Source organism: Pseudidiomarina fusca (assembly GCF_032227045.1).
In the GTDB taxonomy this organism is placed as follows: domain Bacteria; phylum Pseudomonadota; class Gammaproteobacteria; order Enterobacterales; family Alteromonadaceae; genus Pseudidiomarina; species Pseudidiomarina fusca.
Map to the genome: position 1 here is coordinate 192827 of NZ_JANFPJ010000006.1, position 18700 is coordinate 211526.

Genomic DNA, 18700 nt, shown 5'->3' on the forward strand with positions numbered 1-18700 from the left:
CTAGACCGACCACAAGCACATTCACAAGCATTATCATTTCACGTTAAACTATGACAACTTATCGTTCACTTGTTTAGGAAATCTATGTTACTTGCCATTGCTGCTGTAATTATTGGACTAGCGCTACTGGTATGGAGTGCCGATCGCTTTGTCGATGGTGCTGCCGCCACCGCCAACCATTTAGGCATGCCCCCCCTGCTCATCGGTATGGTGATTGTCGGTTTTGGTACCTCAGCACCAGAGATGGTGGTATCAGCCATCGCCTCACTGCAAGGTAATCCGGGCCTGGCTCTGGGTAACGCCTTTGGTTCTAACATCACCAATATTGCATTAATTCTTGGTTTAACAGCCGTGTTAGCCCCCATTGCAGTAGCTAGCCAAGTACTCAAACGTGAAGCGCCCATTCTTATCGCCATTACCTTTTTAGTTGCGTGGCCTTTAGTTGATGGTGTGATCACCGCGCTTGAAGCTTGGGTCCTGCTGGCAGTATTTGCACTTTACATGGGCTGGAGCATTTACCAAGGCATGCGCGGTGGTGATGATGCCATGGCAGGTGAATTTGAAGCGGAAGTGAAGGCTCATGCCATGCCGTTGGGCAAAGCTATCACCTGGCTCGTGATTGGCTTGATCTTACTTATCATCAGCTCACGTATCTTAGTCTGGGGTGCCGTTGATATCGCTACCGCTTTTGGCGTGAGTGATTTAGTCATCGGCCTAACCGTAGTCGCAATTGGCACCTCATTGCCAGAGCTAGCTTCGTCTATTGCTGCGGTGCGTAAAAACGAACATGACTTAGCCCTGGGCAACGTGATTGGCTCAAACATGTTCAATACGCTGGTAGTGGTTGGTATCGCCGGTGCTATTCATCCGATCGACCTAGACCCCTTAGTGCTCAGTCGCGATTGGCTGGTTATGGCCGTATTAACCGTGTTGTTGTTAGTGTTCGCGTTCCGTCCAAATGCGCGCCAAAACCGTATCAATCGAGTGCATGGTGTGATTTTCTTGAGCGGTTACGTGGCTTACACCATTTATTTACTTAAAACAGGCTTATAAAGCATGCAGTTAACCACTCAGTACACCGCTCAACGATTAGGCTTTGCCGGGCTTATTCCCTTTATTGGGCTAACCTTGCTGGCCCTGCTGGATATTTATGGCGCCCAAGCAATACAACTTTTTATTATCTACAGCGCCATTATTTTCAGCTTCTTGGGTGGTGTACACTGGGGGCTTAGCCTGCAACAGCCACAGCAAGACCAATCACGCAACCTGCAATGGAGTATGTTTCCGTCAGTCACCGGTTTTTTACTGTTAGTGTGGCAAGCCTTGCCTTGGTGCAGCGATACTCAGCTAGCTAGTCTGGCTATTTTAGCCCTGCTGCACCTATTTTGGCTGAATTACGAGCGACGCAAACTCAGCGAGCATGGCTGGTATCTTGAGCTTCGTAGTAGGCTCACCTTTACTGTAGTCGCTTTACATGTCATTTTATTGATCATTAGCATATAGCGCTATTGCAAATCATTCTCATTAAGTTTATCATCTCTCTAGTTGTTGCTAGGAGATGAGTATGTACGTGTGTTTATGCAAAGGGGTCAGTGATAAAACCATCCGTCGCGCGGTGGACGATGGCCTTTCTAGCATGCGCGAATTACGTCAACAGTATGGTGTAGGCAGCCAGTGTGGCTGCTGTACTCAGTGCGCAAAAACGGTGTTAAAAGAAGCCGTTGCCGAACGCAAACAACAAAAACAATTCGAAACTTTATTGCCAATTCAGGTGTGCTACGCTTAAGCTGTTACCCAAAGGAAACAGTTAGGAGTATCACCATGCATGGCAAACCACAGGTTTTATCTGAACTAAACCGCATACTTACGCGTAAACTTACCGCGATTAATCAATACTTTTTGCATGCCCGCATGTATCGCAACTGGGGCTTCGAAGCTCTCAACCAAGCCGCCTATAAAGCCTCTATTCATGAAATGAAACACGCCGATAAAATCATCGAGCGTATTTTGTTTTTAGATGGCCTACCTAACCTGCAAGACCTAGGCAAATTATACATAGGTGAAGATCCTGAAGAGTCCTTGCAGCTTGATCAGCAAGTGCAAGCCGCCGATGTGACTGAGCTACGCAGCGCTATTAAACACTGTGAACAAGCCCAAGACTACGTTAGCCGAGATCTGCTCACCGAGATATTAGAACAACAAGAAGATTATCTAGATTGGTTAGATACCCAACTCGATCTGCTAGGCAAACTTGGCGTGCCTATGTATCTGCAAACCAAACTATCAGATTAACAGAACCTAGGAGTAGTGATCATGAGCTTTGATGCAAGCGCTGTAGCCGCGCAGTTAAATCGTCTGTTGGCCTTTGAGTTAACCTCCATTGACCAATACACAGCCCATTCACGCATTTACGAAGATATGGGCTTGAATGCATTGTATGAAAGAATTAACCATGAAGTGGATGATGAGCGTGGTCATGCAGACCTGCTGATTCGCCGAATTTTATTTTTGGGTGAACAACCTAACTTAGAGCAACGCGAACCACACACCATAGCCACCGACGTACCCACTATGCTGGCTAACGATTTAGAACTGGAGCACAACAACGCCAAAACACTGCGTGAGGTCATTCAATTTTGTGAGCAACAGGGTGACTTTGTAAGTCGTGACATGCTGGTCGGCATTCTCAAAGATACCGAAGAAGACCATGCCTATTGGTTGCGCCAACAGCTGCGCCTGATTGAGCGACTGGGGTTAGCGCTATTTTTGCAAGCCCGCATGAGCTAAGCCTATGGAGCAACTACTAAACCAAATAAGTAGTTTTTTTCATTGGTTTGAGCACGAAATCTTTACCGTAGGTGAAACCGCTATCACCTACGGTTCTGTAGCTCGACTGCTATTCATTTTAATCATCACCTACGTGGTGTCGCGAGTACTCCAAAACGCCTTGCGGCGCTTTGCTAGCTATCGTAAATCGATGGCGCAATCGTCCGTATACGCCCTCACTCGCATCACCCACTATGTGGTAATGCTGGTTGGTTTTTTAGTGGCCATATCTTCCGTCGGGATCGATCTCACTAAGTTTGCCATTTTTGCCAGTGCACTGGGTATTGGTGTCGGTTTTGGTTTACAGAACCTGATCAGCAACTTTACCGCCGGTATCATGTTGCTGTTCGAAAAAACGCTAAAGGTTGGCGACTTTGTTGAACTCGAATCTGGCGTGACCGGTGAAGTGAAAGAAATCAATATTCGCAGTACCATCATCACCACCAACGACAACATTGATATTATCGTGCCAAACTCTGAGTTTGTCAGTGGCCGCGTGACTAATTGGACCATGCGCGACACCTATCGGCGTATTCATGTGCCCTTTGGCGTCGCCTATGGAACCGATAAAGAACTGGTACGAAAGGCTGTCTTAGAAGCCGCAGAACGAGTGCCTCATACCCTACAGGATGGCACCCATAAACCACCCCAAGTGTGGTTCGTAGAGTTTGGTGATAGTTCACTTAATTTTGAGTTGGTGGCCTGGCTGAAACCCGAAGCCGTTAATCGCCCTGGCGCCGTTAAAGCCGCCTTCTTGTGGGAAATCCATACGTCACTTGAAGAGTACAAGATTGAAGTGCCTTTCCCGCAACGGGATCTGCATATTCGTAGTTGGTCTGAACATGCGGTGATGCCACACAGCCGCGCCAGCACCAGCGGCTTACAGAAACAGCAAGAATTAGAGCAGCAACAAGAAGCTGGTGCCACCGCTGAGCCCAGTACCGACCCCGAGCAGCGTCCAGAAAATGACGCTGCTAAGGATCTTTAATGAATAATCCCGCAGAACAGCTAGCCCGCTAGCTGTTCGCGTAATTCATCAATACAACTAGGATCATCTATCGTTGATGGCACTTGTACCGGCTCGCCATCGGCTAATTGGCGCAATACCCGGCGTAAAATTTTGCCAGAACGAGTTTTCGGTAACCGCGGCACCACTAAAATCCGCTTCAGACAAGCTACCGCACCAATCTCATCCCGCACCAGCTGCACTAACCGAGCCGTGAGTTCTTCAGCACTCACCTGTACCCCATCTTTAGTGATGACCAGCCCCACCGGCACTTGTCCTTTCAGTTCATCATGCACACCAATCACAGCGCACTCAGCCACGGCATTGTCCTGCGCCAGAATCTCTTCCATCTCACCGGTAGACAAACGGTGCCCGGCAACGTTTATCACATCATCGGTACGCCCCATGATAAACACATAGCCATCATCGTCTTTATAGCCACCGTCACCGGTACTGTAGTAGCCCTCAAATTCACTCAGATAACCACTGACAAAACGCTCTTCGTTATTCCAAATAGTGGTTAAGCACCCTGGCGGCAACGGCAATTTAATCGCTACCGCACCTTGCTCGTTAGGCCCTACCGGTTGCCCTTTATAATCCAATATTTGCACATCATAACCAGGTAGTGGCAAGGTGGCTGAACCAGGTTTAATCGGATGCTCAGCCGCGCCCACCGGGTTAGCACAAATTGGCCAGCCTGATTCCGTTTGCCACCAATGGTCGTACACCGGCTTACCGGTAATGGCTGTGGTCCATTCATAGGTGGCCGGATCTAACCGCTCACCCGCCATGTAAATACGTTGCAACTTAGATAAATCGTAGCCTGCTAACAACAGTCCTTCTGGGTCTTCTTTTTTCACCGCCCGAAACGCTGTAGGAGCAGAGAACAAGACATTGACACCATACTCTGCACACACCCGCCAAAACGCGCCAGCGTCCGGCGTACGCACGGGTTTACCCTCGTACAGCACCGTCGTTACACCAGCCAGCAGGGGCCCATAGACAATATAAGAATGCCCCACAACCCAACCCACATCCGAGGCCGTAAACATCACCTGCCCGGGCTTTAAGCCGTACACTAAATTCATCGAATAATGCAACGCCACCGCGTAGCCACCCGTGTCTCGCACCACCCCCTTCGGCTTACCCGTAGTGCCCGAGGTGTACAACACATACAACGGATCTGTCGCGGCAACCACCGTACATTCGGCCGGCGACACCCCTTGCAGCCCTTGCTGCCAATCAATATCACGCTCTGGCAATAACTCAGCCTGACACTCCGGGCGCTGCCACACAATCACTTGCGCCGGCTTGTGGTTCGCTTCCTCAATGGCTTTATCTACCATCGGCTTATAAGGAATCACTCGATTCACCTCAATGCCGCACGACGCCGTCACTATCACTTTGGGTGTCGCATCATCAATCCGCACCGCCAATTCATGCGGTGCAAATCCACCGAACACTACCGAATGCACTGCTCCAAGCCGCGCACAGGCCAACATCGCAATCGCCGCCTGCGGAATCATCGGCATATAAATCACCACCCGGTCGCCTTTCTTCACATGCTGCTTTTTCAACAAACCAGCAAACAGCGCCACCTGATCACGCAACTCACGAAAGGTGTAGCTTGCTTTAGCACCACTCACCGGTGAATCATAAATCAACGCCAGTTGATCACCACGACCATTATCCACGTGATAATCCAACGCCATGAAAGACACATTTAGCTCACCATCAGCAAACCAATCCGCACAGCCATTAGGTTTGAGCGATACAGCTTGCTGCGGCTCTTTAAACCAATGCAGCTTCTTCGCTTGCTGTAACCAAAAAGCGTCGCGGCGTTGCAACGATGACTCATATTCTCGGGGGTAACTCATGGTAGGCCTCTCAAAGTTTGTACTGCAATGCCCCTAGAGTAGCCCAGCCAGTAAATATTCCCATTCGACTTAGGTATGAAAAAGTGCAAAGACTGAGTTAATCGCTCCGGATCACCACAAGTCTGTTGATTTACCCCCAGCTTTTCCCTATCATACCGCCACTTCTGGAGAGGTGTCCGAGTGGCTGAAGGAGCACGCCTGGAAAGTGTGTATACGCTAACCGCGTATCGAGGGTTCGAATCCCTCTCTCTCCGCCAGATACAAAACAACCGCCCTTGTGGCGGTTTTTTTGTATGTGAAGGAGAGAGCGGCTTTGATGAGAAGCCTACGGGTTCGACCAAACGGCAGGATAGCCGTTTGGCACAGCGCGCCAGCGCTGCCCGCAGGGCGAGGGCCATGGATGGCCCGAGTGTATCCCTCGATCGAAGCCAGATACAAAACAACCGCCCTTGTGGCGGTTTTTTTGTATGTGAAGGAGAGAGCGGCTTTGATGAGAAGCCTACGGGTTCGACCAAACGGCAGGATAGCCGTTTGGCACAGCGCGCCAGCGCTGCCCGCAGGGCGAGGGCCATGGATGGCCCGAGTGTATCCCTCGATCGAAGCCAGATACAAAACAACCGCCCTTGTGGCGGTTTTTTTGTATGTGAAGGAGAGAGCGGCTTTGATGAGAAGCCTACGGGTTCGACCAAACGGCAGGATAGCCGTTTGGCACAGCGCGCCAGCGCTGCCCGCAGGGCGAGGGCCATGGATGGCCCGAGTGTATCCCTCGATCGAAGCCAGATACAAAATAACCGCCCTTGTGGCGGTTTTTTGTCTACTAGCGCAACCCCGCAGATGGCGTATACTAGTCAATAAGTTATCGCATCGTAGGAGTCAGCGAGCCGATGGAATTGATTTGGATGGCCTTAGTAGCCAGTACCCTAACTGGCGGCCTTACGGCGATCGGGGCACTGCCCATTCTGATTGGTAAACAACCCTCCGCAGCCTTTAATGACACCTTGCTTGGCTTTGCCGCCGGGGTCATGTTAGCCGCTTCTTTTTTCTCTTTGATAATACCCTCCATTGATATATCCACCGAAATCTATGGTCCTGGTCCTTGGCCGGCTACCATTGCTGTGGTTGGTATTTTAATGGGAGCACTAGCGATTGCTCTGCTTGACCGACTGTTACCCCATGAACACTTTGTAAGTGGCCCCGAAGGCCGTGATAGCGACAAAGTAGCAGGTATCTGGCTATTCGTTTTTGCCATTGCTATTCACAATTTCCCCGAAGGCCTCGCCGTTGGCGTTGGCTACGGTAGTGGAGACCAAGAGCGCGCCTTTTCGCTCGCATTAGGGATTGGCCTGCAAAACCTACCCGAAGGCTTAGCGGTTGCAGTTGGCCTTTTGGCGGTGGGCTACAGCCGCCTCAAAGCCTTTGTAGTAGCCTCTTTAACCGGCCTTATTGAGCCTCTCGGCGGCCTGGTTGGCGGCATCTTTGTAAACTTGTCACAGTTGTTACTCCCTTGGGGCTTAGTCTTTGCCGCCGGGGCCATGTTGTTTGTAATCAGTCACGAAATCATCCCAGAAACACACCGCCATGGCCATCATCAGCGCGCCACCAGTGGCTTAATGATAGGCTTGGTACTGATGCTATTTTTAGACGTTTGGTTAGGAGCCGTATAGTGAAGCCGAGATTACTTTGGATAGGTTATGGCGATATCGCCCAACGCACCGCACCTTTATTAGTTAAGCAAGGCTGGCAGGTCGTTGGCGTCTGCCGACAACCCGAACGCAAAACCGCGCCGGCGGGGGTAGAATTAGTAGCAGCCAGTGCCAACAACGAAACTGAACTTAAAGCCTTGTTTGATGAACCGGTGGCAGCCGTAGTGATCACCCTAACACCAAGTGATTACTCGCGTGATGGCTACCATCAAGCCTACGTGGTGCCATGTCGGCATTTACAGCAGGTCTTTAATCAATTGGCCGAGCCGCCTCGTGTCTTGTATGTGTCTAGCACCGGCGTTTACGGCCAAACCCATGGCGAGTGGGTCGATGAAGAAAGCGCTACCGAGCCAACCAGCGATAGTGGCGAGATGCTGCTGCAAGCCGAGCGAGTGATTCAAGGCAGCGCTGCTACGGTAAGTGTGTTGCGCTGTTCAGGCATTTATGGCCCCGGTCGGGAGCGCCTGCGCCAGCAAATTCAAGCGGGAACAGCGGTTATTTCTCCTACCTGGACCAACCGCATTCACAGTGACGACGTGGCTGGTTTTATTGGCCACTTATTGGCTCATCCTGAACATTGCGAAGACGTCTACTTGGTCACCGATAGTCAACCGCTGTTACAGCAAGATGCCTATGCTCGCATCGCCGCACAACTCGGGGTTGCTATTACCGAGCTGCCGCGTAGCGATAAAGTCGGCGCCCGCGGTAGCAAGCGCTTAAGCAATCAACGGCTATTGGCAACCGGCTATCAGCTGTTACACCCTGAATTAGCTAGCAGATCCGAGCGCTAATCGGCCCGTTGTAGCCAATCACAAATGCCCAAGGCAGCCTTGCGCCCTTGGGCTATTGCGGTCACCACCAAATCGGCCCCCAGCACCATGTCACCGCCAGCGAAAATCTGCGGATGACTGGTCTGCAAGGCGTAGGTTTGCTGTTCTTGAGTTGCAACCGTGCCCCAATCCGTCAATTCTACGCCTTGCTCAGTAAGCCAACTAGGCGGATTAGGCTGATAGCCAAACGCAATCACCACGGCATCTGCTGCCAAGACAAATTCTGAGTCTGCCACCACTTCGGGGCGACGTCGGCCTTGCGCATCGGGCGCACCGAGTTGCGTGCGCACCATCCGCACCCCGCTCACCTTGCCATTCGCATCGGTTTCAATCGCTAACGGTTGCAAGTTAAACTCAAACACCACCCCTTCTTCTCGAGCATTTTGCACCTCGCGCCGCGAACCTGGCATATTTTGCTCGTCGCGCCGATAGGCGCAGGTCACGCTAGCCGCCTGTTGGCGCACAGCAGTCCGCACACAATCCATCGCCGTATCACCGCCGCCTAACACCACCACGCGCTGGCCCTGCAAATTTAACCAAGGATAGGCCGGCATCGGGGCGTGCTCCAACAACCGTTGCGTATTCCCTATCAAGTACGGCAAGGCATGATGCACACCTTCTGCATCCAATCCTGAGAGCTTACCGTCGAGGGCTTGATAGGTGCCAAGCGCCACAAATACCGCATCAAATTGTTGTAACAGCTCACTGAACTGCACATCGCTACCAATATCGGTATTTAAGCGAAACTCAATGCCCATCTCGGTAAAAATTTCGCGCCGTAACTGCATCACCGATTTTTCTAACTTAAAAGGTGGGATCCCATACGTGAGTAAGCCACCAATCTCAGGATAGCGGTCAAACACAACCGGACTGACGCCGTTGCGCACCAACACATCCGCACAAGCTAACCCAGCCGGTCCGGCCCCAATCACTGCCACCCGCTTATCAAGCTTCTGTACCTGCGATAGGTCTGGGCGCCAGCCTTGTGCAAAGGCGGTATCGGTGATGTACTTTTCAATGCTACCTATGGTCACCGCACCAAACTCATCATTCAGCGTGCAAGCGCCTTCACAGAGCCGATCTTGTGGACACACACGCCCACAAACTTCCGGTAAACTATTGGTTTGATGACATAACTCAGCAGCTTCAAAGATACGCCCCTGCTGTGCTAGCTCTAACCATTGCGGAATATAATTATGCACCGGGCACTGCCATTCACAGTAAGGATTACCACAATCTAAACAACGATCGGCTTGACCACTCACCTGATGCTCAGCCATAGGTTCATAGATTTCCACGAACTCAATTTGCCGTTCGCGGACAGATTTTTTCGGCGGATCGATGCGCTGAACATCCAAAAACTGATAAATATTCTTGTTCATTACATCACCTCCACGCGCAATTCAGCGGTCGATCGGGCTCGATGCCCGACCAAATCAGCTAAGTCTGCGGCTTTCGGCTTCACCATCACAAACTCACTAAAATGCTGCTCTAAGCGCCGCAGTAACTGGTGTGCGTGTTCGCTGCCGGTGCGTTCATAGTGTTCATGAATGAGCCCTCGCAGATGCTCCTGCAACATCGGCGAATCTACTGCGCAAGGCTCTACTAATTCACGATTAAGCCGCGCTTTAAACTGGCCATCTTGGTCCCACACATAAGCAAAGCCGCCGGTCATCCCAGCACCAAAGTTAATGCCAGTGCGGCCTAACACCACCACAATACCGCCAGTCATGTATTCGCAGCCATGGTCACCGATGCCTTCTACCACGGCCGTTGCGCCTGAGTTACGCACCGCAAAGCGCTCACCGGCACAGCCGGCGGCAAACAACTTGCCGCCAGTAGCCCCATACAAGCAGGTGTTCCCCATGATAATGGCCTGATTACTTGCGTATGTTGCCACTCGTGGCGGTTTTATCACCAACCGCCCTCCAGCCATGCCTTTGCCGACATAGTCGTTGGCATCACCGGTAAGTTCAAGCCGCAAGCCGCCAGCATTAAAGGCGCCAAAACTCTGCCCGACCGAACCCTCAAGAGTAATGGTGATAGGCGCACCAGCCATCCCTTGATTGCCGTATTTGCGCGCGATTTGCCCTGCTACGGCAGCCCCTACGGCACGATCGTAGTTACGTACCGGCAGGTGCCAATGGCCGCCACTACCGGCGGCGATAGCAGATTTGGTTAAGCTCAACAACTGCTGATTAAGCTGGCCTTGGTCAGCGGCCGGGTTGCGCTCGGTACAATGACGAGGCAGTCCATTATCTGTACCTGCTGCGGCTAATAGCCCCGACACATCTAACCGTTGCTGCATGGCAGTGGTTCCAGTCACGCGTTCCAATAAATCCACCCGGCCAATAAGATCCGTTAACTGCGCTACGCCTAATTGGGCTAACCAATAACGTACTTCTTCAGCCACAAAGGTAAAGTACTGCGCCACCCGCTCCGGTAGGCCACTAAAATGCTCGCGACGCAAGGTTTCGTCTTGGGTTGCCACCCCAGTCGCACAGTTGTTCAAATGGCAGATACGCAGATACTTACAGCCTAACGCCACCATAGGCGCGGTGCCAAAGCCAAAACTTTCGGCACCTAAAATCGCCGCTTTGATGACGTCTAAACCTGTCTTTAAGCCGCCATCTACTTGTACTCGTACTTTGTGGCGTAAGTTATTACTTACTAGGGCTTGCTGCACTTCAGCTAAGCCTAACTCCCACGGCGAACCGGCGTGCTTCACTGAGGTTAAAGGGCTTGCGCCGGTGCCGCCATCGTAACCAGATACGGTGATCAAATCGGCGTAGGCTTTCGCCACCCCAGTAGCTATGGTGCCAATGCCCGGCGACGATACTAATTTCACACTAATTAAAGCCTGAGGATTCACCTGCTTTAAATCAAAAATCAGCTGGGCCAAATCTTCAATCGAATAAATATCATGATGCGGTGGCGGTGAGATCAGCGTCGTGCCCGGCACTGCGTATCTAAGCCGTGCGATCTCCGCAGATACCTTTTCACCGGGCAGTTGTCCGCCCTCACCAGGTTTTGCTCCTTGCGCAATTTTGATTTGCAGCACATCAGCATTCACCAAGTAATGCGGCGTCACCCCAAATCTGCCTGAAGCAATTTGCTTAATCCGTGAGTTTTTAGGGGTACCAAAGCGGCGCGGATCTTCCCCGCCTTCACCTGAATTTGAATGTCCACCGATGCTATTCATCCCCTCAGCCAAAGCCTCGTGGGCTTCGGGGCTAAGCGCGCCAATCGACATGGCGGCGCTATCAAAGCGATGAAACAAAGCAGTTGCTGGTTCTACTTCGGCTAAAGGTAATGGTTTGGCAACCGGCTGGGGTTGCAATAAATCACGAATAAAGGCAATCGGACGCTGGTTAACATGATCTGCAAAGCGCTGATAGGCTGCACTATCACCCGTCTTTACCGCCTGTTGCAAGCTGGTCACCACATCCGGGTTATAGGCATGGTATTCACCCCCATGCACGTACTTTAACAGGCCTCCTGCGGGTAACGGTTGATGCGCTAACCAGGCTCGCTGGCGAACCTGTTCAAGCTGCAGCTGCAAATCACTAAACTCAGCACCACCAATGCGGGCAGGCGCATGAGCAAAGCAACGTTGGCGCACCCCATCGGCTAATCCCACCACCTCAAACAAACAAGCACCGCGGTAACTGGCAACGGTGGCAATGCCCATTTTCGACATGATCTTGAGCAAGCCCTTGTTGATGCCCTCGCGATAATTCGTCAGGGCGGTACGCACCTCTTCCTTAACCACCCCTTGTTCTACTAATTGTTCAATACTTTCATAGGCTAAGAACGGATACACCGCAGTCGCACCCAACCCAATCAACACCGCCATGTGATGAGCATCGCGCACCGATGCGGTTTCCACCAAAATATTTGAATCACAGCGTAGGTTTTCGCGCACTAGCGCTTGCTGCACGGCACCCACGGCCAATGCCGCGGGGATGGTTAATAGGTTGCGGTCGATATCACGGTCGCTTAGCAGCAACAGTACCACCTGCTCCTCTCGTACCAGACGTACGGCTTCTTGACACAAACGCGTCAGTGCTTGCTCTAAATTGTCCTGCTGTGCAGAAAACTGTAAACTTAGCTTGGCTAACTTGTAGCCTTCTGCAGGTAACTGGCGTAATTGCTTCACATCGGTATACATCAACACCGGTGACTCAATCACCACACGCTCGGCATAACCTGACGTCTCACTAAAGACATTTTGCTCACGCCCTAAACAGGTAGCCAAACTCATCACATGACGTTCGCGAATAGGGTCGATAGGTGGGTTGGTGACCTGCGCAAACTGCTGCCGAAAATAATCGTACAATGAACGCTGATGGGCTGAAAGTACCGCAATTGGAGTGTCGTCACCCATCGAACCCGTAGCCTCATGGCCATCACTGGCTAACACTGCCAGTACTTGCTGCAGTTCCTCACGGTTGTACAAAAACAACTTGTGATACACCAACATCTGCGCATCATCAAATAAACGCTGCCCTAATAACTCAGCCGCGCACTCACGAAACGGTTGCAAGATTCGCACATGACTGGTTAACCAATCTTGATAAGGATGACGAGCCTGCAAATCTTGGTCGATTTCAGCGCTACGCCAAATTCGACCATTGTAAGTATCTACCGCCAGCATTTGGCCCGGGCCTAAGCGTCCCTTTTCAATCACGGTAGCTTCATCGTAGTCCCAGATCCCTACTTCAGAAGCGATGGTAAGCACGCCGGTATCGGTCAAAATAAAACGGGCCGGACGTAGCCCATTCCGATCTAAACTACAAGCCACATGCCGCCCATTACTCATCACAATACCGGCCGGCCCATCCCACGGCTCCATGTGCATCGAGTTAAACTCGTAAAACGCTCGTAAGGCGTCATCCATGGTCGGATCGCCCTGCCAAGCCGGCGGAATCAATAAACGCAGCGCCCGAAACAAATCCATGCCCCCGGCCAATAACAACTCCAGCATGTTATCTAGCGCTGACGAGTCAGAACCCTCGCTATTCACAAACGGCGCCGCCTGCTGCAAATCAGGTAACAGTGGCGAGTGAAACTTGTACTGGCGTGCTGCCGCCCACTGACGATTGCCACGAATGGCATTAATCTCACCATTATGCGCTAAAAATCTGAAAGGTTGCGCCAACCGCCATTGTGGCTGCGTATTGGTAGAAAAACGTTGGTGAAAAACACAGTTCGACGTGGTTAACGCCGGATTCGCTAAATCCAGATAAAAATGGGCAAGGTCTTTGGCTAGCATCAAGCCTTTGTAGACAATCACTAAACAAGACAACGAACACACATAAAAATCGCTATTGCCGGCTAATCGATTCTCAGCCCGCCGCCGGGCCATAAACAACCGCCGCTCTAAATCTTTTTTACGCCAACCCGGTGGAGCACTGACGATAACTTGGGCAATCTGTGGTCGCGTTTGTTGCGCTAACTCGCCTAAAATATCAGCATCAACGGGCACTTCGCGCCAACCTTCAACGGTAAGTGTTTCTTGTGCCAACTCTCTTTCTAGCACACTTTTTTGTGTTGCTGCCTGCTGCTCATCGACACTTAAAAATACCATGCCCACCGCAAACTTTTTGCTCAGGTGCCAGCCTTGCTGCGCTGCATAGTCACGAAAAAATTGCTCCGGCAATTGCAGCAACAAGCCACAACCATCGCCCGTTTTACCGTCGGCGTTAATCCCGCCGCGGTGCTGCATATTGGCCAACCCGGTAATCGCCCGAGTGACCAAATCGTGGCTAGGTTTACCATCAATTTGTGCAATCAACCCAAAACCACAGTTATCACGAACATCGTCATGAGAATAAAAAGCCATACTACCTGCCTCATTGTGATAGCTAACAATTCAACATAGGCAGCTATTGGCTTGATGGCAAATATATCCGTTATATTGATGAATGAATATTGGTATTGAAGAGCAAGAGCGCTGTTAGCTATTAGCTATTAGCTATTAGATATTAGTGGGGGAGCAAGAGCGCTGTTGGTTATTGGATATTAGATATTAGTGGGGGGTGTTCGTTACTCGGCTGTAATGGTACGAGTAACGAACAACGAATCATGATTAGCCTTTGAACTGGAGCATGCGATTGAGGGGGCGAAGTGCGCGTTCAGCGAGTGCCGCATCCACATGAATCTCATGGGCAGCGCCGCCCTTTTCAAGGGCTTCCGTGATAGCTACCAAGCCATTCATTGCCATCCATGGACAATGCGCACAGCTCCGGCAGGTAGCACCATTGCCAGCCGTAGGAGCTTCAATAAAGTGCTTGTGTGGCGACAACTGCTGCATTTTATAGAAAATACCGCGATCGGTGGCGACGATGAAGGTCTCGTTCGGCAGTTCTTGGCTAGCTTTAATAAGCTGTGAGGTTGAGCCTACAGCATCAGCTAGATCAACGATGGCCGCGGGCGATTCTGGATGCACCAAAATGGCAGCCTCTGGATACACCCGTTTGAGATCTTCCAAGCTCTTCGTCTTAAATTCATCATGGACAATACAAGCACCCTGCCACATCAGCATGTCAGCACCCGTTTGCTTCTGAATGTAAGCACCTAAGTGTTTATCAGGGCCCCACAGAATTTTTTCACCGTTAGCATCTAAGTGGTCCACAACTTCTAGTGCAATACTTGAGGTAACAACCCAGTCAGCGCGCGCTTTAACTGCCGCCGAAGTGTTGGCATAGACTACCACGGTACGGTCCGGATGCTCATCACAGAACTTAGAAAACTCGTCGATGGGACAGCCGAGGTCTAACGAACAGGTGGCCTCTAAGGTAGGCATCAACACACGTTTGTTAGGCGTCAGGATCTTCGCGGTTTCGCCCATAAACTTTACTCCAGCCACAATCAGCGTATCGGCTTCATGTTGCGCACCAAATCGCGCCATTTCTAGCGAGTCAGCCACACAGCCGCCGGTTGCTTCGGCTAAAGCTTGGATTTCTGGGTCGGTGTAATAATGTGCTACCAACACCGCATTCTGCTCACGTAATAATTCTTTAATACGGGCAGTGTACGCTGCTTTCTCAGCATCGTTTAACGGTTTGGGTTTGGCTGGAAACGGATAATCCAACTGATCAATGACACGTGCTTGAATTTCTGCAGTTATGCTCATGGTACCACTTCAATACATGAATAAAAGTTGCGGTAGTATAGACTAAAACAGACTGGGGGAAAATAGTGGTGGGTTGTGCAGGATTCGAACCTGCGACCAATTGATTAAAAGTCAACTGCTCTACCAACTGAGCTAACAACCCACTCTAGAACTTTGAAAGGGTGACGGTGATTGGTGGGTTGTGCAGGATTCGAACCTGCGACCAATTGATTAAAAGTCAACTGCTCTACCAACTGAGCTAACAACCCACTCTAGAACTTTGAAAGGGTGACGGTGATTGGTGGGTTGTGCAGGATTCGAACCTGCGACCAATTGATTAAAAGTCAACTGCTCTACCAACTGAGCTAACAACCCACTCTAGAACTTTGAAAGGGTGACGGTGATTGGTGGGTTGTGCAGGATTCGAACCTGCGACCAATTGATTAAAAGTCAACTGCTCTACCAACTGAGCTAACAACCCTTCACTGTCGTGCTGCACACTTATCAGTGGCAACGGCGGCATAGTTTACTGAAAAAGCCGCTCGTTGCAACTGTAAATTGCATCAATCGGGTCTGTTTGCTCAAATTGCGAACGTTTTCCCGAATTTTCTACAGAATACTTACAAATTATCGAGACGTTTCTTGGCCAAACCAGCTTCGGTGCTACTTGGATACTCTTGCATGACTTGGTTGTAATACTGGCGAGCAGTACCTGTATCATCTTGCTGTTGCGCAATAATGCCCAATTTCAAAATACAATCGCCGCGCTTGTTACTATCTTTGAAGTCATTCATGACGGTCGCAAAATGCACTTTAGCTTGGTCATAATTGCTTTCAGCAAAGAGTAACTGCCCTAACCAATAATGCGCGTTGGGGACATAGCTTGATTGCGGAAAACTCTCGATAAAAGCATTGAACGCTGGCACCGCAGCATCGTAACGCTTATCTCGCAACACCAACTGAATGGCTTGCTCATAGGCTTCGTTTTCGCTGAGGTTAGTTGAATAGCTAGCAGACGCCCCAGAATTTGCTATGGCATTAGTATCACTAGCAACCGGAAGTGGCTGTGGATTAGTCGCCAAACGACGATCGATTTCTTGATAGATTTCACGTTGACGCTGCAAAATCTGCTCAATTTGGTAGGCATGCTCTTCAGTGGTACCGCGAAGATTTGCGACCTCGTCTTGCAACTGCCCCATCTGGTCCAGCAACGCCATTTGCGCCGCATTACGAGCATCCATCACTCGTTCAAGCTGCGCCAAACGCTCTTCTACTGAACCGCTGCCTAACTTAGATACCGGCGCCTGCGCATGCAGAACGCCGGGAATCAGTAAGGCCAATACCAGTAATGTTTTTTGCATTGGCTTAACCGTTGGTTAAAGTAACTAACTTAGTAAACTAATACGCCACGACGGTTTTTAGCATAAGCATCGTCGTTAGACGCTTTGATCAGAGGCTTTTCTTCACCGTAAGACACAGTGTTGATTTGGCTTGAGCTTACGCCTAAGTTTTGCAGATACTGAGCAACCGCTTTGGCACGACGCTCACCGAGAGCAATGTTGTACTCTGGGGTGCCACGCTCGTCACAATGACCTTCTACAGTAACAGAGACCGCTGGGTTCTGAACCAAGAAGTCCGCATGAGCTGCTAACACTTGCGCGTACTCAGAGCTGATGCGTGAATCATCAAAGGCAAAGAATACAGTGTTTGCTTGACGTAATTCAGCTACTTTTTCAGCACGAATCTCTTCAGGCGTTTTCGGGCGCTCAATGCCACCAACATCAACGCCAGAACCAGAACCAGAGCCTTGACCCTGTTGCTGTTGATTGGTTTGTTGATCTACTGCTTCTTCAGCAGCTTGGTTAGAGCTACAAGCAGCCAATGCCAACATAGGTACTGCAATGAACAAACTCTTCAGGGCTTTATTTGCGTTCATATCCGCGTTCCTTTCGATCAAATGAAATCTGTCTGTGTATGTGTGTGTAAAACTATCTTAAAAATGGTGACCATGAGGGCGATTTAACTTCACCTTCACGAGCCGGTAACCGTGCCTTAAAGCGCCCATCCAAAGACACCAACGCTAGTACTTGTTGGTTGTTATGGGTGGTGCTGTAAATCACCATACTTCCATTCGGTGCCAAGCTCGGCGATTCATCCAAGGCTGTCTGCGTTAACACTTGCATATTGCCGTTCGGATAATCCTGCCGCGCAATATGATAATTCCCCTGCGTGCGGTTTACCATAATCACTTGCGTTCCATCTGGCGTATAGGTTCCACCTAAATTTTGCTCACCTTCAAAAGTTAAGCGACGAACCTGTCCTGAACTTAAATTTACGCTATAAAGCTGCGGTCTTCCACCCCTTTCTGAGGTAAAAATCAGCGAGTTACCATCCGGCGACCAATTTGGCTCAGTATCGATGGCATGATGATTCGTAACTCGCTTCAATTTCTTCGTTGCCAGCTCCATGGTATACAATTCTGGATTGCCATCTTTCGACAACACCATCGCCAACTGCTTACCATCGGGCGAGAATACTGGCCGACTGTTAATGCCTCTATAATCAGTAATTTGTTCACGACTACGGGTATAGATATCCTGAATAAAAATCTGTGGCTTTTTATTCTCAAAACTCACATAAGCTAATTTATTACCATCAGGAGACCAAGACGGCGACATCAAGGGTTCAGGGCTACGTAGCAGCACCTTTTCATTGAAACCATCGTAGTCTGCTACCACTAACTCGTAAGGCTTATCCAGCTTATAGTTCACCGTAACATAAGCAATACGAGTCATAAATGCACCCTTTTGCCCCGTTAAAGTCTCGTAAAACACATCAGAGATGCGGTGCGAGTACTGCCGAAACTGATTGCGGTCAATCACACTGCTGCGTGCATCGAGAATATGATCTTGCGAGTTAACCAGCTGCCCATTGCGCAGCACTTGCGTGCCGCTGGTGATTTGGCCGCGCAACACATCGACGATTTCAAACGAAACCGTGTAACGGTCTACGGCATAAGGCTCAATCGTCCCCACCAACACGGCCTCGACACCCAGCGCAGCCCACGCAGCATAATCAATCTCAGCCGACGAACTAGGTCGTTGTGGCATTGCTGCTACTGGAATCGGATTAAACTTGCCGCTGCGCATTAAATCGGCAGCCACCACCTCGGTTAATCCTTCTGGCTTCGGACCATCGCCCTTCCAGGCAAACGGCACCACCGCAATCGGCCGGGCACTATCAATACCTTCAGTAATCACGATTTCGAGCGCCGCTCGGGCCGAATTCGTCAATACCATCAGGCTTAACGCCGCTGTCAAAACACAGGCAAACAGTTTTTT

The 18700-nt window shown here is 50.4% G+C and carries 15 protein-coding genes and 5 tRNA genes; 9 read left to right on the forward strand and 11 right to left on the reverse strand.

The features are described from left to right. Positions 1 to 84: 84 nt before the first annotated feature. From NOG12_RS04255 to NOG12_RS04280, 6 genes are all read left to right on the forward strand, one after another. The gene (locus tag NOG12_RS04255; RefSeq protein ID WP_313932491.1) at positions 85 to 1053 is read left to right on the forward strand and encodes a calcium/sodium antiporter; all 969 of its coding nucleotides are present in this window, start codon (positions 85 to 87) and stop codon (positions 1051 to 1053) included. Between the two features lie 3 nt (positions 1054 to 1056). Continuing rightward, positions 1057 to 1503 (forward strand): DUF3429 domain-containing protein, encoded by a 447-nt coding sequence (locus NOG12_RS04260; RefSeq protein ID WP_153825862.1) that lies wholly within the window; start codon positions 1057 to 1059, stop codon positions 1501 to 1503. Positions 1504 to 1564: 61 nt separating this feature from the next. Then, the gene (locus NOG12_RS04265; RefSeq protein WP_110074898.1) at positions 1565 to 1786 is read left to right on the forward strand and encodes a bacterioferritin-associated ferredoxin; all 222 of its coding nucleotides are present in this window, start codon (positions 1565 to 1567) and stop codon (positions 1784 to 1786) included. Between the two features lie 35 nt (positions 1787 to 1821). Beyond that, positions 1822 to 2292 carry a bacterioferritin gene (gene bfr, locus NOG12_RS04270; RefSeq protein ID WP_110074899.1) on the forward strand — a complete coding sequence of 157 codons (471 nt, stop codon included), beginning with the start codon at positions 1822 to 1824 and terminating at the stop codon, positions 2290 to 2292. A gap of 21 nt (positions 2293 to 2313) precedes the next feature. Continuing rightward, positions 2314 to 2787 carry a bacterioferritin gene (bfr, locus tag NOG12_RS04275; protein WP_153825863.1) on the forward strand — a complete coding sequence of 158 codons (474 nt, stop codon included), beginning with the start codon at positions 2314 to 2316 and terminating at the stop codon, positions 2785 to 2787. Between the two features lie 4 nt (positions 2788 to 2791). After that, positions 2792 to 3814, forward strand: a complete 1023-nt coding sequence (locus tag NOG12_RS04280) for a mechanosensitive ion channel family protein (RefSeq protein ID WP_313932492.1) — start codon at positions 2792 to 2794, stop codon at positions 3812 to 3814. Between the two features lie 20 nt (positions 3815 to 3834). Here the strand turns inward: NOG12_RS04280 and NOG12_RS04285 are convergent, their stop codons facing one another. Then, the gene (locus NOG12_RS04285) at positions 3835 to 5709 is read right to left on the reverse strand and encodes a propionyl-CoA synthetase (RefSeq protein ID WP_313932493.1); all 1875 of its coding nucleotides are present in this window, start codon (positions 5707 to 5709) and stop codon (positions 3835 to 3837) included. A 166-nt stretch (positions 5710 to 5875) separates the two neighbouring features. Between NOG12_RS04285 and NOG12_RS04290 the strand changes: the two genes are divergently transcribed. The 3 genes from NOG12_RS04290 (at position 5876) to NOG12_RS04300 (ending at position 8203) form a co-directional block, all read left to right on the forward strand. Then, positions 5876 to 5966 (forward strand) — tRNA-Ser (locus NOG12_RS04290). A gap of 627 nt (positions 5967 to 6593) precedes the next feature. Continuing rightward, entirely contained in the window at positions 6594 to 7373 is a 780-nt protein-coding gene (locus tag NOG12_RS04295; protein ID WP_110074903.1) for a ZIP family metal transporter, read from the forward strand. Next, a complete protein-coding gene (locus NOG12_RS04300; RefSeq protein WP_313932494.1) occupies positions 7373 to 8203 on the forward strand; it encodes an SDR family oxidoreductase in 831 nt (276 codons plus the stop codon). Before NOG12_RS04295 ends, NOG12_RS04300 begins: the two co-directional genes overlap by 1 nt. Here NOG12_RS04300 and NOG12_RS04305 read toward each other — a convergent pair. From NOG12_RS04305 to tolB, 10 genes are all read right to left on the reverse strand, one after another. Beyond that, positions 8200 to 9624 carry an FAD-dependent oxidoreductase gene (locus tag NOG12_RS04305; RefSeq protein ID WP_313932495.1) on the reverse strand — a complete coding sequence of 475 codons (1425 nt, stop codon included), beginning with the start codon at positions 9622 to 9624 and terminating at the stop codon, positions 8200 to 8202. The two genes, NOG12_RS04300 and NOG12_RS04305, sit on opposite strands and share 4 nt — an antisense overlap. Beyond that, positions 9624 to 14087, reverse strand: coding sequence for a glutamate synthase large subunit (gene gltB / locus NOG12_RS04310; RefSeq protein ID WP_313932496.1), 4464 nt, complete (start codon positions 14085 to 14087; stop codon positions 9624 to 9626). Before gltB ends, NOG12_RS04305 begins: the two co-directional genes overlap by 1 nt. A gap of 246 nt (positions 14088 to 14333) precedes the next feature. After that, positions 14334 to 15380, reverse strand: coding sequence for a quinolinate synthase NadA (nadA, locus tag NOG12_RS04315; protein ID WP_110074907.1), 1047 nt, complete (start codon positions 15378 to 15380; stop codon positions 14334 to 14336). Between the two features lie 66 nt (positions 15381 to 15446). Next, positions 15447 to 15522 (reverse strand) — tRNA-Lys (locus tag NOG12_RS04320). Between the two features lie 30 nt (positions 15523 to 15552). Continuing rightward, a tRNA-Lys gene (locus NOG12_RS04325) sits at positions 15553 to 15628 on the reverse strand. Between the two features lie 30 nt (positions 15629 to 15658). Then, positions 15659 to 15734, reverse strand: a tRNA-Lys gene (locus NOG12_RS04330). A 30-nt stretch (positions 15735 to 15764) separates the two neighbouring features. Then, positions 15765 to 15840: transfer RNA gene (locus NOG12_RS04335), tRNA-Lys, on the reverse strand. Between the two features lie 139 nt (positions 15841 to 15979). Next, positions 15980 to 16720 carry a tol-pal system protein YbgF gene (gene ybgF, locus NOG12_RS04340; RefSeq protein WP_313932497.1) on the reverse strand — a complete coding sequence of 247 codons (741 nt, stop codon included), beginning with the start codon at positions 16718 to 16720 and terminating at the stop codon, positions 15980 to 15982. A gap of 29 nt (positions 16721 to 16749) precedes the next feature. Further along, positions 16750 to 17295 (reverse strand): peptidoglycan-associated lipoprotein Pal, encoded by a 546-nt coding sequence (gene pal / locus NOG12_RS04345; RefSeq protein ID WP_313932498.1) that lies wholly within the window; start codon positions 17293 to 17295, stop codon positions 16750 to 16752. A 52-nt stretch (positions 17296 to 17347) separates the two neighbouring features. Beyond that, on the reverse strand, positions 17348 to 18658 hold the full coding sequence (gene tolB, locus NOG12_RS04350; protein ID WP_369744178.1) for a Tol-Pal system beta propeller repeat protein TolB: 1311 nt from the start codon (positions 18656 to 18658) through the stop codon (positions 17348 to 17350). Between the last annotated feature and the right edge of the window lie 42 nt (positions 18659 to 18700).